Genomic DNA, 14858 nt, shown 5'->3' on the forward strand with positions numbered 1-14858 from the left:
GAACCAAGGATGATATATTGGAATGAAGAATGAAATAAAAGGATGAATTTGTATGAAACCTTTAGATCAAGGAAGCATCATTCCATTGTATTATCAAGTGAAGCAGCGACTGGAAGAACGGGTTCAATCAGGTGAGTGGAAACCTGGTGATAAGATTGATTCGGAAAACCAGTTGATGGAAACTTTTAATATTAGTCGAAACACAGCAAAAAAGGCGATCGAGGAAATGGTCCAAGACGGTCTGCTGTATCGTGTTCAGGGGAAGGGGACCTTTGTCGCCCACCCGAAGCTCGAGCAATCCCTTGGCGGGTTTTACAGCTTCAGCCAAGTGTTGCGAGATAAAGGGATTACCCCATCGGATATTATTCTTGAAGTGGAGGAAGTGACTCCAAATTCGAGAATCCGCAGTGGACTTCAACTCGAGGGTGAAGAGAAAGTCATTAAGATGAAGCGGATTCGATGTGCGGATGGTGAGCCGATTATCCTCGAATCGTCCTATATGCCAAAATCGGTCGTTGTCGATAAAAAAGATTTATTTGATGTGAAAACGTCGTCCCTCTACGACTTGCTAGCAGCGCGTTACGGTGTGTCTGTCGTCCGTGCCAAAGAAGCATTTGAGCCTGTCTTGATCAGAGAAGAAGAAAGCATCCACTTGCAAACGGAAGTGGGGAAACCTGCTTTATTGTTAGAACGTACGGCATTCGACACTTCAAACCGGCCGGTGGAGTTCTGCATTTCTATTGTTCGGGGAGACAGATGCCGGTTTTATACAGACCTTGTTTAATTGAAGCACTAAAGGGGTGCTTCTGTTCCTATAACTTGTACCAACAACCCTATGATATTACAAGGAGGCAAAACGGAATGCCATTAGTGACAACGAAAGATATGATGCAGGATGCATACAACAACCATTATGCAATCGGGGCATTCGGCGCCCATAATCTTGAAATTATTAAATCTGTCATTGCAGGCGCTGAAGCAGAAGGAAGTCCTGTTATTTTGCAAACGACTTCCAGTACATATCAATACGCTGGCATGCCTTATATGATCGCGATGGTCAAAGCGGCAGCAGAACAGGCGAAAGTTCCTGTCGCTCTTCACCTTGACCACGGGGAGTCGTTCCGAGTGGTCATGGAATGCCTGCGTGCAGGATATACATCGGTAATGATCGACGGCTCGAAACTTCCATTTGAGGACAATGTCGCGCTTGTGAAGCAGGTAGTTGAGGCAGCATCCTCCATCGGCGTGCCGGTCGAAGCGGAACTTGGAACGATCGGAGGAGTAGAAGACGATCTGGTCGTTGAAGACAGTATGGCCATGTTCACTGATCCTGTTATGGCACGTGATTTCGTTCAGCAGACAGGTATTGATTCGCTGGCCCCGGCATTTGGCACAGCTCATGGCGCTTACAAAAAGGAGCCGGAATTGCAATTCGGTCTGCTGGAGCAAATTAACAGCGAAGTGTCCGTACCACTCGTCATGCACGGGGCATCAGGCGTGCCGGAGGATAGTGTGCGGGAAGCCCTTCACTATGGAATTGCGAAGGTGAATTTTTCAACGGAGCTCAAGGATTTATTCGCAGAAGAATTACGGACCTTTTTCAAGCAGCATCCAGAAGAAAACGATCCTAGGAAATATTTCTTGCCGGCACGTGAAGCGGTGACAGAATTGGTGAAAACGAAAATTAGGATGCTGCAGGCATGATCACAACGATCACACTGAATGCTGCGATCGATCAAATCTATCAGGTTGACCGGCTGGAACGTGAAGCGGTCAACAGGGTGAAGGATGTTCACCAGGATGCTGGAGGTAAAGGGCTGAATGTGGCGAAAGTGTTGAAACAATTAGGTGCGAATGTGGATGCAGGGGGGTTCCTCGGAGGCATGAATGGCGAGAGGATCCGTTCGCTTGTCCGTGAAAAAGGAATAGCAGATGAATTTATTCCGATTGCAGAAGAGAGCCGTGTGTGCCTGACTATCATGGATGCAGAAACAGGGAAAGGGACTGAATTTCTAGAAGGCGGCCCAGTCATCCAAGATAAGGAATGGGAGAAGATGCTCAGCTGGCTGGAGAAGAAATCGAAGCGGACAAAATGGTTTGCACTTTCTGGAAGTCTGCCGCAAGGCCTTCCTTCAGATGCATATGCCCAATTGATCGACATCATACAGTCAAACGGGGCAAAAGCGATTTTGGATACGAGCGGAGAGGCTCTGCGGCACGGTATTGAGGCAAAACCATTTGCTATCAAGCCGAACGAGAAGGAGCTTGCCGATTTGCTTGGCGTACCTACCTTATCATTGAGCCTCATGATTGAAGAAGGACACCGTCTAGTGGAATCCGGCATTCCCCATGTTTGCTTTACGCTTGGCGGTGAAGGAGCAGTAATCGTAAATCGTGAAGGCTGTTTCCGAGTAAAAGCACCAGCTGTTCCCGTGAAGAATACGGTTGGCAGCGGAGATTCTTTTATCGGTGGGCTAATTCAAGGATTTACGTCGTCACAAGACAGTTTTGAAGCATACAAACGTGCCGTTGCGTGTGGGTCGGTTAATGCAGCACATATGGAAATCGGGCATGTCGATGCATTGGAAGTAGAACGGATGTTGAAAGAAATAACGATAACGGAACTGTAATGGAGGATACCTACTATGCATACGTACAATGAAATTACGAATCAGGCTAAACAGTTACAAAAGACATTGGACATCATGGAAAAATCGAATATCGAAAGGCTGAAAGTAGATCAAGTCATTTTCACAGGTTGCGGCACTTCTTTTTATTTGGCCTCCTCAGCAGCGAGATACTATCAGTCTGTGACGGGCCAGTTTGCTACCGCCGTCCCGGCATCCGAGCTGTTTTTGCACCAGTCAGGCCTTATTTTGGAAGGGAAGAACTATTTAGTCGTCGGCATCTCAAGATCCGGAACGACATCTGAAATTATTATTGCGCTAGAACAATTAAAAGGAAAAGCTAACATTCGGACGCTCGCGGTCACTTGCAATGGCGACACGCCGATGGCTGAGATGGCTGATGACGTGATCGCTCTTGATCATATTTCAGAGCAGAGTGTCGTCATGACTCAATCTTTCAGCAATATGATGTATGCCTTGCAGCTATACGCAACGAAAATGGCGCCATCAGGTGAAGATATAACCGAATTGCGGAAAGTGCCGGTTCTCGTTTCGGGAGTCATCGAAAATGGTATCCTAACGAAGCGGATCGCCAATGATTTGACGAAGAAACGTTTTATTTTCCTCGGGTCTGGTCAATACAATGGCCTCGCGAAGGAAGCGACTTTGAAACTGAAAGAAATGACTCAGACGGAATGTGAAAGCTATTCCAGCCTTGAATTCCGTCACGGCCCCATTTCCATCGTCGATGACACGACTGTGGTTATCTTGCTTGCACAGCAGGAAACAGCCAATTACGATCAGGCTCTCGTAACGGATATTCAAAGACTTGGCGGCCATGTACTCGTCCTCGGCCCTGTCAGCGGTGGTTTCCAAGCGGATCAAATCATTGAACTAGACGAATCCATCAGTGATCGCAATCGCTATGCACTCTATGTGCCGATCCTTCAAATACTTGCATATGAGCGGGCCATCCGACTTGGATTTAACCCTGATCAGCCGCGCAATCTGACCCAAGTCGTCAAATTGGCGTAAGGCGGAGACGAAAGATGGGACATCGACTCGTTGCAGATATCGGAGGAACGAAGGTAGCGGTTTCACTCATGACAGCTGATGGGATTCTTAAGGGCTCAACAGTGAAACCGACTGAAAAAGAAGATCCGGAAATATTGTTCGCCTTGTTCATCTCGGCATGTGATGAATTATGCGTGGTTGCCGGATTGGAACGTGCGCATATCGACGGCATTGCTATTGGGTTGCCTGGTATCGTGGATCGTGAAAAAGGAATAGCGGTCTATCAGAACAATTTGCCATGGCATGGTTTTCCTGTTAAAGACCGGTTGATGGAGCTCTTTCCTTCAGCGGAAATTGAAATCGACAATGATGTGTATATGGCAGCATGGGGTGAATACAGGCAACGAAGTTTTCACCGTGAAACAATGGTCTATCTGACGCTGAGCACAGGCATCTCATGTGCCATCATCCATGAAGGGAAGTTCATTCGGGGAGCCGGGATGGCAGGGGAAATCGGTTTTAGTCTTGCTGGTGAAGAGTCTCTCGAAAAGCATGTTTCCGGTCCTTCGATGGAAGGGAAAGGGCAAATAGCTTATTGCAATCAAGAGCTGACGTTGCAAGCAATTATGGAGCTTTATTACAAAAAAGATGCCCGCGCGGTTGCCATTGTTGACGAAGCCGTTCGAGCATTGGCGAGGGAAGTGTATCATACATTGCTTCTTTTGGACCCGCATACGATCGTGCTTGGAGGGGGCGTATTCAATCACCACCCGCCTCTAGTCGCAGCGGTTCAGAAGGAACTTAGCACTTACTTGCAGCATCCATTATTTAAGGGGAAAGAGGAGCGAATCGAAGCGAGCCGCCATAAAGGAGAGGCGGGGCTTTGGGGCGCATTCCATTATCTGTCTAAGCGGGAAGGCCGATTGGAGATTGTCAGTGATTTATAATGAATAACTAAAACAGGCGAAGAGGGCAGTGTCACGCTCTCTTCGCCTGTTTTTATTTATCATTACATTGTAATTCGATTTTCTGTTTCAGTATTAAAAAAATGTACTTTTTTCATGTCGAATGCCAAGCGAAGCTGCTGTCTCGGCTGTACATGGACATCTGCGGAAAGGCGGGCAATGAATGATTGGCCATTGATAGAAGAGTAAACCATCATTTCCGCACCGGTCAATTCTGCTACATCCACTTCCACATCCATTAAGGATTCCGGACACTCTGCTAGAACCTCTTCTTTTTCGGAAATATGTTCCGGCCGAATACCGAGGATGACCTCCTTGCCTTCGTATCCTCCCTTTTTGAGGATTTCATAGGACGTATCCGGGATGGCAACAGAAACATTGCCAATCATAAACCGTCCCCCTGCCACTTTGCCTGTGAAGAAGTTCATGGCAGGCGAACCGATGAATCCGCCGACAAACACGTTTGCGGGATTTTCATATACTTCCTTCGGCGTGCCGATCTGCTGGATCAAGCCATCTTTCATGACTACGAGACGGGTGGCCATCGTCATCGCTTCGGTTTGATCATGGGTGACATATACTGTCGTTGTTCCAAGACGCTGATGCAGCTTCGAAATCTCAGCCCTCATCTGCACACGAAGTTTTGCGTCCAGATTGGAGAGAGGCTCGTCCATTAAGAAAAGCTTGGCGTCCCGGACAATTGCCCGTCCGAGTGCTACCCGCTGGCGCTGTCCGCCAGACAGTGCCTTCGGCTTCCGGGTCAAATACTCTTCCAGCCCAAGGATATCCGCGGCTTTTCGTACCCTTTCGTCAATTTCTGTTTTCGAGAATTTGCGCAGCTTCAGACCGAAAGCCATATTATCGTAGACCGTCATATGCGGATATAATGCATAGTTTTGGAACACCATGGCGATATCCCGATCCTTCGGTGCCACGTCGTTCATACGTTGTCCGCCGATGCGCAGCTCCCCTTCTGAAATCTCTTCCAGCCCTGCAATCATCCGCAAGGTTGTCGATTTTCCGCACCCTGATGGGCCGACGAGGACAATGAATTCCTTTTCCTGCACATTTAAATTAAAATCTGAAACTGCTTTCGCAGAAGAATCCCCATAGTACTTCGCAACTTGATCCAATACCAGCTCTTCCATCTCTACACCCCTTCGTCTTATGTATAATTCCATGCTACCAATACGAAGGGAAGAAGGGCATGGGCAACATGCACAAAAAGGGGGTGGTACCTATTGTGCATGCTGTCTATGAGCGATCGGAAAGGAGGCTGGCATAGTAAGCAATCAATGCGCCATCAAAGTTTCGGACAGCTATTCCTGTCTTCTCCTGAAACTTGGAGAGCCGATATTGAAGCGTATTCCGATGGATATGAAGCTTTTCGGCAGTGACGGAAGCATTAAAACCATTTTCAAAGAATGTCCGGACGGTTTTTAACAATTCGGTATCATGGCTAATGGGATCGACGACTTGGCTTCGTAAAACCGTATGAAGATGATTCGGCAGCTCCTGAATCAAGAGAGACGGGAAAATTGATTCCACAGTCAAGATTTGCTGGTCAGGCAGAAGGGAGAGTCCTTTAGTAAACAAGTCTTCTTCCTGCTTGAAAAATGCCGGGAAGGTGTGATCCGCTTGATGAAACTTACCGATAAAAAGTTTTGTTTTAATGAAAAAATCACTCTCCAGCGCAGCTGCAAAAGACAAATAATCTTCGTCCGTCTGTATGTATGGGGAGACTTTCTCTACTAAAAAAGCGAGCTGCGAACTGATAGGGAGGAGTCGGATGTTGTCCTCGAAGAAAGCATGGACAGCTTCCTCCACTTCCCGCAATGGTGTAGTCGGCTTTTCAAAAAACAGCTGGGTAATTCGGATGTCCGTCCCTGCCTGAATGGGCACATCTCCTTGGCCTTTCAGAAACTGAATCCACTTATCGGCCAATGTATTTCCGATGGGACTGGGTACTTCTTGAAGAATAGAAGATAGAAGCGCATACTCTCGTGATGAAACTTCTTTTTTATCAACTACCATCCATTGGTCCCCGTATTCGAAGACGTATTTGCTGGAATGGACGGCGGACGGCTTCTCTGCACGCAATTCCATGGAAGTGAATAATGTCATTAACTTGGCAAGCATATGCTTCACATCTTTTCTGAATAGGTAATACTTTTATTATAGTACGAAGATAAGAGAGGAAGTAAGATTTATAAAAATAGGGGCAAAAAAACTGGCAGGCTCTACTAGTATGAGCCTGCCAGTTTTCATTAACGAACAAAAAAGTCATAAGCCGCCACACGTTTGCCTTTCTTTTTAACGAGTTGATACATCTCTTCCAAACCGGACACGTGCTGTTCTTTTGTGCGCTTGCCTGTTGACAAGTCATACGTGTCGATCACATGTGACTCGGAAGGCGCGTCATATCGGAAAACATAGAGGTCGCCTTCTTTGAAAAACGTTTGCTCGGCCATGTAAGGTGAGTTTTCTTCGATCCCTTCAATCTGAAAAGATGGCTCTGCTTCTCCCGTTTTCGTATTAAATCGATGTACTTCACCGAGTCCGTCCACATAGTAGAAGATCCCATCATGGATGGACGATGCGTTGCGCAAGTTAAAGGGAATGCGCAAACGGTAGTCATCCGCATCTGAATAGGTGAGAAAGGGAACCGCTTTGCTATCCCCTGTTTGTTCATCGACTTCATAAATAGCGGCTGTCAGTTTTTCAGTATCGCTCATGAGCAAGTAAAACTTGCCGTTATTTTTCAGGATGGAAGAGAGGCCAAGCCGTTCGCCCAGTTCGCCGAGAGACGCGACTTTCTCAATGTCCACTTCCTTTTCGAGCGGCATCCGCTGTAAAGAAATATCTTCGGGTTCACCCGTCACCATGAACAATTCCCCGTCCGCGATGCCGGACATATGTAAATAGTAGGGGACATGAATGGTATCAAATCCGTCTTGATTGCCGACGCGGATATTGGACTGGTACCCGCCATCCTCGGTGAATCCGGAGTTATTCACACTGTAAAAAAGACCGTCCTGGTAGCCTGTCACTTCGCCAGTATGCTCCTCTGTTTCCATGTCAAAGGTCTCCATGCCGTCCGGATTCAGCAAAAAGACTTTATTACGGTCTTCCATGAATAAGGTGTCGTCAGAAGCGTACACACTGCCTAGCTCCAAGCCGTTCATCTTCAGCAGATCCGTTTTGCCGGCAGAATCGATGAAAACAGCAAAGCTAAGACCGTCCCGATTCATATCCTGGTCAGCTGTCGTGGAGAAGTAGAGGATCGCTTCGGTTTTCTGTTCCAAATCTGGTGAAACGGTTTCCTTGGACAGGGTACCGGCAGGTGTTTGACGGTTGTTTAAGAAGAGGTAAGAAATAAATACAATAGCTACAATTCCTATAACGCCAATCCAAATCCAATTCTTCTTCATAGGTCTCCATCCTTCCTTAACGAGCACAGAACTAAGCAGACGCGAAGCCTGCCTAGTCCTGCTCGTCATGAATACTAGTAGATTAGATCTTTCGTTTAAATACGGTTTGAGTTGCATCCCGTACGTCCCGCGGATACACCCCGAACCCTTTATCCACATCGAGATCCAGGTTGCCGTGAAGCTTGAATGCGGACCAGATTAATTTTGAACAGTTTTTGGCTCCGCCGTGTCCCGTGTTTCGGTTGTTTGCGAAATTCAGCGAGTACGGTTGCCCGATTTCTTTATACGCCCATGCCGTGGCATTTGTCTTGTTAGTGCTGCTCGTTGAGATAGATTTCACGACAGCCCCTTTATCCACTTTCCGGACATTCGCTGAAATGCTACGGACACCTGATGGATAGATTGATTCTACGATGACATTGCTGGAATAATAAAGCCCGACATGCCCATGATTAATATATGCAGTAGCGGAAGGAGTATAATAGAAATCTCCACGGGCACTTGGTCCGACAATATAAAGGGCTGATGAATCGCTGCCCTGGATGTCGGCATCACCGGAGATGGCGTTTTCTTCAGCAAGCTGCTTTGCTTCTTCCTCCGCCATCTGGTTTTGCTTTTCCATTTCATTGTACATCGCTTCGTAGATCTCAGCCTCGCTCATTCCTGTCGAAACTGTCAGTTCATCCACTTGCTTGGCGAGCTCCTCGGCGGAAACGCCGGGCTGCATGGAAACGATCTGATCTGCGTATGAGACGGTCGATGCTTGGACGGAGAATTGAGAACTTCCTACGAGAAACCCTGTTAAAACCAGTGCGACAACTTTTTTCACGTGAATCGCTCCCTTTGTGAAGTTGACTGGCCAGTCTGCCTTCAAAATTGTATGTTGTTCAACATAACTAAACTATATCATATTTAATAGAATAGTTTAAATTTTGAATAAAAACAAAAGGTTTATTTTTTCAGGATGAATAAGTAACTTGATGCAGTAGGATACTTGTAAGTAGACAATAATTTTTTAATCAAGGAAGCAAGAGAATGAAGGGAAGTAGGTAAATGGAATAAAAGTTAATAGATATATAGAAGGGGAGATGAAAAGAGAGGAAGGTAGGAAGAATCATTTGTGAAAAAGCAAAACAAGGAATTAAGAATGAAAATTTAAAATTTATTGAAATTATTATTGTCAACAATTGTAATACTCCTTACAATAGATAGCAAGAGAAGGATTGGAGGGGAGAAAATGCATATCGGTAGCCGCATTCAAAAATTGCGGGAGAAGAAGGGGCTATCGCAAAAGGAGGCAAGCTTCGGCGTAATATCTACTTCCCACTATAGCAATGTAGAGTGTGGACGATTTGTGCCATCCGAAGACGTCCTGCACTTGCTGGCCGATCGGTTTGAAGTCCCCGTTGCATATTTGCTTGACAGCGAGAAGTATGATCCGGTGCTGCAATCGCTTTTGGAGGAATATGAAGAGTTACTCTCTCAAGAAACAGATCGAATTAGCCGTTTTACGACTAAACATGCTGCAAAATTCACGTACATCCCTTCCCTTCTACAAGAATCTACTTACAACGTATTAAAATATATTGATTTGGTCAGGGCTGGAGAAATTAGACAAGCCCAAATACACTACACCAAAGAGATAATCCACCTATCGAAAGCAGATATAGAAACAAATAAACCCCTCTTAAAAAACTATCTGTATATTTCCGGACTTTATTGTTATTTTAATAAAAATTATAGAGAGAGCATCTCCTACGGTAGAGCCATCTTGGAACTGGCCAGAGATGAGGAGACAATGGCCAAAGCATTTTACAATATGTCCCTGGCCTTATTTCAGCTGTATGATTACGCCGATGCCTTAGACTATGTAAACAAAGCGCAACAACAATACATTAATCTGCATAACTGGAAAGCTGCGTGTGATTGTTATAATCTCGCTGCAACCATATTGGTAGAACAGAACAAAATGGCAGAAGCAAAAAAGCAGATTCAAAAAGGATTTAGTGTCCTGGGCGACAAGGTATCGGAAACCTCCGCAAAACTCTATCACAATCTAGCCTACATCCAGCTTCAAGAGCAAAACTATTATGATGCGTTGAAGACCATCAATCAATGCATTGAACTAAAACAAAAAGTTAACAGCAAGAACCTCATCATTTCCTACACCTTAAAGTTATCCATCTTATTTCACCTAGAAGATTTCAAGTCAATCCAGGGTAATTTGCAACAGCTGCAACAATCCAATTTGCAGGAGAGGGAGCGAATCCAGCTTCTTTATATCGAGGGCAAACTGTATTATGCAGTGCGGGAATTCCCACTTTACGAAAGACATATGCAGGACTGTATTCAATATTTTAGGAAGAATGAAGAATGGAAACACCTGAAAGAAGCAGCCCGGCATTTATCTTTGTTTTACGCCAACCATAAAAAATATAAGTTGGCCCATCAATATCAAGACTTATGTATCTTGAGCTACCAGCGATTGACCATGGAAGTGAAGGGAGGTGAAACGGAGTGAAGAAACGATTCGTGCTCTTTTGTGCCGCATTCGGCATTTTATTCTCCTTGGCTCTTAGTCCAGCTGCCTCAGCAGACTCGGTAATCAACGGAGAGCCGGAAGTTGGCCCGCCGCATAGTGCGAAATAAAGAAATTATACTTTTTTTGTACACGCTATTATGTAGCGTGTTTTTTTAGTGAGCGGCAAAAACAAGGGTTATGTTGTCCGATTGCCAACTTTTAAATTGGGGAATGGGACATTTTTTACTTCTCAAACGCACCTGTTTGGTGAATAAGGAATTCAGTTGCTTTTGAAAAAGTGTAATGTTTCTCTCAATGTCTGTTGAGCTAATTCTTCATTGTATCTAAAAGAGTATGGGTCGCTAAATCCGTGTTCACCACTACATATTTGAACATCTATATTAGGTTTTTCTATCGTTGACACTAATTCATCTACATTAAATGTTTTTTCGGCTTTTGGGAAAAATAACAATACAGGGCATTTTGGATTCATATTTGCATAGTCCCGAATACGAGAACCATAGTATCCAACAATGCCGTCAACACACTCTTCCTCACTACACAACCAAGCAATCGTTGCCCCTATACTAAATCCAATGATAAATACCTTTGAATACTCATCTTGACAATCTGATAATAGTTTTTTTATTTCTTGTAATCCGTTCTCGAAACCAATAGTATCCATGAAATGTTGGTAAGCATTTAGTTCTTGAGAATAATCAAAGGCTATTTCATGTTCTAATAGATTTGGGCAAATGACATCAAAATTTTGTTTTGATAGCAATTCACATAAATCTATCATATGTTGGTTAATTCCATATATTTCGTGAACGACAATAATTAGGTTGTCTGACTTTTTGTTTATTTTGAGCAACCTTTTCACCCCTTTAATGAAATGACAAAAAGCACAGTTCTGTTTCTATACCTCTATAAACTGCAACTCACCATCGTCCAATTTCTATTTTTAATCATATTATTTATTAGATACCTATTCAATGTAACGCGTTTTTTAAAATTTCGCTTATGCTAGGCTTACTAGAAGGAAGAATGATTCATCACCGTTTAATGCTAAAGAAGAAAAGCTAGCAGCTAATCATTCTGCATACTTACTCCATAATTTTTTTCTATAATAATTTGGGAAGAGAGGCGAACGCAAACGTGAATAGAATCTCAACAAAATTAACGGCGTACTTTTTCGTTACTGTATTAATTATGGAAACATCACTGATGCTTTATCTTCATAGAAATATTATCGATTCAAGGACTGAGGAAGAATTCAACCGATTGCTGGCGAACGGCTCCAATCATCGGGATGTCCTGACAGCTTATTATTCCGAAACGACGATGAAGCATATTGTCCTTATGGAGAAGGATGGAGATCGTGAAGTTCTCATTACCGATGCAAGAGGGGAAATTATAAGCAGTTCTGCTGAACCTGAAGAGAGACTTAAAAAGTATCTTCCACCTCTTGATACGATCAACGCAACGGAGGATCAAATACTGTATGCGGATTGGAAGGACATGCCTTATATTATTAGCGTCCATCCATATCAAGTGGCATCCGGTCCGTCGGGATATGTCATTATGTTTCAAAGCACGACTTCCATCAAGCATTTGGTCGCTAAATTGAACATGCACTTTGGACTGGCAGGCGTGACGAGTGTAGCCGCTTTATTCATTATCTATGCTTTCCTATCCAAGTTTTTGACGCGGCCCTTGATTCGAATGAAAGAAGCGACGGAGAAACTAAGCAAGGGTGATTTCGATGTTAGCTTACCTGTTATCGGAAAAGACGAGCTGGGTGAATTGTCAGGTTCCATCCAAAAGCTTGCTGGTGATTTGGAGCGTTTGACGGTGGAACGCAATGAATTTTTAGCTGCTACCGCTCATGAACTGAGCACGCCGCTGACATATTTGAATGGATATTCTAAAGTCGCTAGAAGACAAGGCATTCAGGAAGAGGAGCGCAACCGGTATCTTGACATTATTGCAGAGGAATCCGAGAGGATGAAGGAATTGGTTCATAACTTATTGGACTTGGCCAAGGTGGATGAAAATTCATTTACCGTTTCTAAAGAATCTTTCTTGGCAAGGGCTTTTATTCGCGATGTCATCAAGCTGGTCGAACCTTCCTTTGCAGTAAAGAAGATGGGGCTTGAAGTTGTGATGGATGAGGATTTTAAGATATATGCGGATCCCGTCCGGTTAGAGCAGATCTTATTGAATTTATTGGACAATGCGCTGAAATACTCTAACGAAGCATCTGCAGTAACATTGGAAGTGTATAAGAAAGAGGAGCGAACGGTCTTTAGGATAACAGATAGTGGCCTCGGAATCTCGAAACAGGATCTGCCATTTATCTTTGAAAGGCTATACCGTGTGGAAAAATCTCGTTCACGATCCCTTGGCGGGTCAGGAATCGGATTGTCTGTCGTTAAGGAACTTGTGGAAGCGCATGGGGGTTCCGTTGAGGTAACAAGCCAGCTTGGCCAAGGCAGCACGTTTACAGTCACGCTCTGATCGGATTACATGAAAGGGCTGAGGGGGAGGTCTATAGATGCAAACTATTTTGTTGGTCGATGATGAACAGAGAATGCTGGATCTAATTGAATTGTTCCTACTGCCGCACGGTTTTAGATGTATAAAAGCGAACAGCGGGGAGAGGGCATTGGAGTTAGTGGAAAACGAAGCTATTAGTCTGATCCTTTTGGATGTGATGATGCCCGAAATGGATGGATGGGAGGTGTGCAAACAAATTCGTCAACTGTCTGATGTCCCGATTATCATGTTAACAGCGAGGGCGAATAAATCGGATTTGGTGAAAGGATTGGATACCGGGGCCGATGACTATATTACAAAGCCATTTGATGACAGGGAACTTGTCGCCAGAGTCCGGGCTATGCTGCGACGTTCATTTTCTTCAGAGAAAGAGTCAGATGTGATTGTAGAAGGCAGGTTTACGTTAGATAAAGAAACATATGCCCTGTATTACAATGAGTTAAGGGCCCAGCTGACGCTCAAGGAATTCCTTATTCTCGAAACGTTGCTTTCCCGTCCAAAGAAAACGTTCACAAGGGATGAGTTGTTGCAGGCTGCCTGGGACTATAATACATACACGGATATCCGGACGGTCGACTCTCATATACGAAATTTGAGAGATAAATTGAAATTGGCCGGTTTTCCAACGGATGAGTTTATCAAAACAGTGTGGGGAATCGGATATAAGTGGAAATAGGTGGTGGGTAAGCAGTGTATGGATGGATGTCAGCAATCAGCCAATGGATAACAGAACCGGTAACCGTTCTGCTTCAAACATATGAGCAATATCCAATTGTTGTGGCCTTTCTATTAGGCGTTATTGGAGCGGTGGCGCCATGCCAGCTTACCGGTAATTTGAGTGCTATCACGTTATATGGCAATCAAACTATTCAAATGGAGAAGAGGTTTGATATGGCCGCTTTTATTGGCGGGAAGGTGGCAGTATTCAGCTTGCTGGGCCTGCTTGCTTGGGTGCTCGGGGACGCATTCTCAACGAATTTAACGGGCTATTTCCCACTTTTTCGCAAGATGATCGGGCCATTGCTTATTGTGACAGGTCTTGTCATGATCGGCATGCTGCGCTTCGGATTCCTAAGGGGCGTAACGATTCGAGTTCCAATGAAATGGAAGAGCGGAAGAGTCGGTTCTTTCTTGCTCGGGGCCAGCTTCTCACTGGCTTTTTGTCCGACGATGTTCGTCCTGTTTTTCTTTTGGCTCATGCCGCTTGTGGCAACAAATACATATGGCTTTCTTTTGCCGGCTGTTTTCGGCGTAGCCACCTCACTGCCTCTTCTATTCCTATTCCTGCTTATTTGGTTTTTTGATGCAAAGCGAATTGTCATGCGAATCAGCAGAAAAGTGGGGTCACTGGTTCAACGTTTGGCCGGGGCACTCTTAATCGTAATTGGAATTGCTGACACCATTACGTATTGGAGTATGTAGCGAATTTGGACCTTGCTATGTTTCTTTCGTTAATAGGGATGATAGGGGCGAGAGGAACTTTCTGTTGGATCAGGATTAAACCGCCTTTGATATGCTTTGGATGCTGACTGATTTCCGGATATTGATTCCCAGAGGTTCGTGGGAGGCATGTACCTAGAGATCCGGTCCAATTGCTTAAACAGAAAGTGAAAAAATAAGTGTTTTAATAAAAAAAGGATTGCTTGAAAACCTCTCAAGCAATCCTTATTCTTTTTTATTCTATGATTTCCTTGCCGTCTTTTGATACACCATCGTGCTCTCTTGCAGCTTATTTGACTTC

The 14858-nt window shown here is 44.6% G+C and carries 15 protein-coding genes; 10 read left to right on the plus strand and 5 right to left on the minus strand.

From position 1 onward, the window contains the following. Window positions 1-52: 52 nt before the first annotated feature. From L7D49_RS09065 to L7D49_RS09085, 5 genes are all read left to right on the plus strand, one after another. Window positions 53-784 carry a GntR family transcriptional regulator gene (locus L7D49_RS09065; RefSeq protein WP_238080504.1) on the plus strand — a complete coding sequence of 244 codons (732 nt, stop codon included), beginning with the start codon at window positions 53-55 and terminating at the stop codon, window positions 782-784. A gap of 77 nt (window positions 785-861) precedes the next feature. After that, on the plus strand, window positions 862-1704 hold the full coding sequence (locus L7D49_RS09070; protein WP_238080505.1) for a class II fructose-bisphosphate aldolase: 843 nt from the start codon (window positions 862-864) through the stop codon (window positions 1702-1704). Continuing rightward, entirely contained in the window at window positions 1701-2630 is a 930-nt protein-coding gene (gene pfkB / locus L7D49_RS09075; protein ID WP_238080506.1) for a 1-phosphofructokinase, read from the plus strand. Before L7D49_RS09070 ends, pfkB begins: the two co-directional genes overlap by 4 nt. Before the next feature lie 15 nt (window positions 2631-2645). After that, window positions 2646-3662: an SIS domain-containing protein gene (locus L7D49_RS09080; RefSeq protein WP_238080507.1), complete on the plus strand. Its 1017-nt coding sequence runs from the start codon at window positions 2646-2648 to the stop codon at window positions 3660-3662. Window positions 3663-3676: 14 nt separating this feature from the next. Beyond that, window positions 3677-4588 (plus strand): ROK family protein, encoded by a 912-nt coding sequence (locus L7D49_RS09085; protein WP_238080508.1) that lies wholly within the window; start codon window positions 3677-3679, stop codon window positions 4586-4588. A 62-nt stretch (window positions 4589-4650) separates the two neighbouring features. Here L7D49_RS09085 and L7D49_RS09090 read toward each other — a convergent pair whose 3' ends face one another. The 4 genes from L7D49_RS09090 to L7D49_RS09105 form a co-directional block, all read right to left on the minus strand. Further along, on the minus strand, window positions 4651-5754 hold the full coding sequence (locus L7D49_RS09090; protein ID WP_238080509.1) for an ABC transporter ATP-binding protein: 1104 nt from the start codon (window positions 5752-5754) through the stop codon (window positions 4651-4653). Between the two features lie 106 nt (window positions 5755-5860). After that, a complete protein-coding gene (locus tag L7D49_RS09095; RefSeq protein ID WP_238080510.1) occupies window positions 5861-6745 on the minus strand; it encodes a PucR family transcriptional regulator in 885 nt (294 codons plus the stop codon). A gap of 128 nt (window positions 6746-6873) precedes the next feature. Continuing rightward, on the minus strand, window positions 6874-8037 hold the full coding sequence (locus tag L7D49_RS09100) for a hypothetical protein (RefSeq protein ID WP_238080511.1): 1164 nt from the start codon (window positions 8035-8037) through the stop codon (window positions 6874-6876). An 82-nt stretch (window positions 8038-8119) separates the two neighbouring features. Then, window positions 8120-8866, minus strand: coding sequence for a hypothetical protein (locus tag L7D49_RS09105; RefSeq protein ID WP_238080512.1), 747 nt, complete (start codon window positions 8864-8866; stop codon window positions 8120-8122). Between the two features lie 336 nt (window positions 8867-9202). On the opposite strand from L7D49_RS09105, the gene L7D49_RS09110 reads away from it, so the two are divergent. Both L7D49_RS09110 and L7D49_RS20210 read left to right on the plus strand, forming a co-directional pair. Next, window positions 9203-10558: a helix-turn-helix domain-containing protein gene (locus tag L7D49_RS09110; protein ID WP_238080513.1), complete on the plus strand. Its 1356-nt coding sequence runs from the start codon at window positions 9203-9205 to the stop codon at window positions 10556-10558. Then, the gene (locus L7D49_RS20210) at window positions 10555-10686 is read left to right on the plus strand and encodes a hypothetical protein (protein ID WP_269135913.1); all 132 of its coding nucleotides are present in this window, start codon (window positions 10555-10557) and stop codon (window positions 10684-10686) included. The genes L7D49_RS09110 and L7D49_RS20210 overlap by 4 nt, the downstream gene beginning before the upstream one ends. A 152-nt stretch (window positions 10687-10838) precedes the next feature. Here the strand turns inward: L7D49_RS20210 and L7D49_RS09115 are convergent, their stop codons facing one another. Beyond that, on the minus strand, window positions 10839-11432 hold the full coding sequence (locus L7D49_RS09115; RefSeq protein WP_238080514.1) for a dienelactone hydrolase family protein: 594 nt from the start codon (window positions 11430-11432) through the stop codon (window positions 10839-10841). Between the two features lie 284 nt (window positions 11433-11716). On the opposite strand from L7D49_RS09115, the gene L7D49_RS09120 reads away from it, so the two are divergent. The 3 genes from L7D49_RS09120 to L7D49_RS09130 are packed head-to-tail and all read left to right on the plus strand — an operon-like array spanning window position 11717 to window position 14539. Then, window positions 11717-13078, plus strand: a complete 1362-nt coding sequence (locus tag L7D49_RS09120; RefSeq protein WP_238080515.1) for an ATP-binding protein — start codon at window positions 11717-11719, stop codon at window positions 13076-13078. 37 nt (window positions 13079-13115) lie between these two features. Continuing rightward, the gene (locus L7D49_RS09125; protein ID WP_238080516.1) at window positions 13116-13793 is read left to right on the plus strand and encodes a response regulator transcription factor; all 678 of its coding nucleotides are present in this window, start codon (window positions 13116-13118) and stop codon (window positions 13791-13793) included. Between the two features lie 14 nt (window positions 13794-13807). After that, window positions 13808-14539 (plus strand): urease accessory protein UreH domain-containing protein, encoded by a 732-nt coding sequence (locus L7D49_RS09130; protein ID WP_238080517.1) that lies wholly within the window; start codon window positions 13808-13810, stop codon window positions 14537-14539. The last annotated feature ends 319 nt before the right edge of the window (window positions 14540-14858 follow it).

It is taken from the genome of Sporosarcina cyprini (assembly GCF_022048975.1).
Taxonomy (GTDB): domain Bacteria; phylum Bacillota; class Bacilli; order Bacillales_A; family Planococcaceae; genus Sporosarcina; species Sporosarcina cyprini.

Excerpts from the sequence above, each read along its gene's own strand:
- L7D49_RS09065 (WP_238080504.1), top strand. The coding sequence starts at position 53 with ATGAAACCTTTAGATCAAGGAAGCATCATTCCATTGTATTATCAAGTG.
- L7D49_RS09070 (WP_238080505.1), top strand. The coding sequence starts at position 862 with ATGCCATTAGTGACAACGAAAGATATGATGCAGGATGCATACAACAAC.
- pfkB (WP_238080506.1), top strand. The coding sequence starts at position 1,701 with ATGATCACAACGATCACACTGAATGCTGCGATCGATCAAATCTATCAG.
- L7D49_RS09080 (WP_238080507.1), top strand. The coding sequence starts at position 2,646 with ATGCATACGTACAATGAAATTACGAATCAGGCTAAACAGTTACAAAAG.
- L7D49_RS09085 (WP_238080508.1), top strand. The coding sequence starts at position 3,677 with ATGGGACATCGACTCGTTGCAGATATCGGAGGAACGAAGGTAGCGGTT.
- L7D49_RS09090 (WP_238080509.1), bottom strand. The coding sequence starts at position 5,754 with ATGGAAGAGCTGGTATTGGATCAAGTTGCGAAGTACTATGGGGATTCT.
- L7D49_RS09095 (WP_238080510.1), bottom strand. The coding sequence starts at position 6,745 with ATGCTTGCCAAGTTAATGACATTATTCACTTCCATGGAATTGCGTGCA.
- L7D49_RS09100 (WP_238080511.1), bottom strand. The coding sequence starts at position 8,037 with ATGAAGAAGAATTGGATTTGGATTGGCGTTATAGGAATTGTAGCTATT.
- L7D49_RS09125 (WP_238080516.1), top strand. The coding sequence starts at position 13,116 with ATGCAAACTATTTTGTTGGTCGATGATGAACAGAGAATGCTGGATCTA.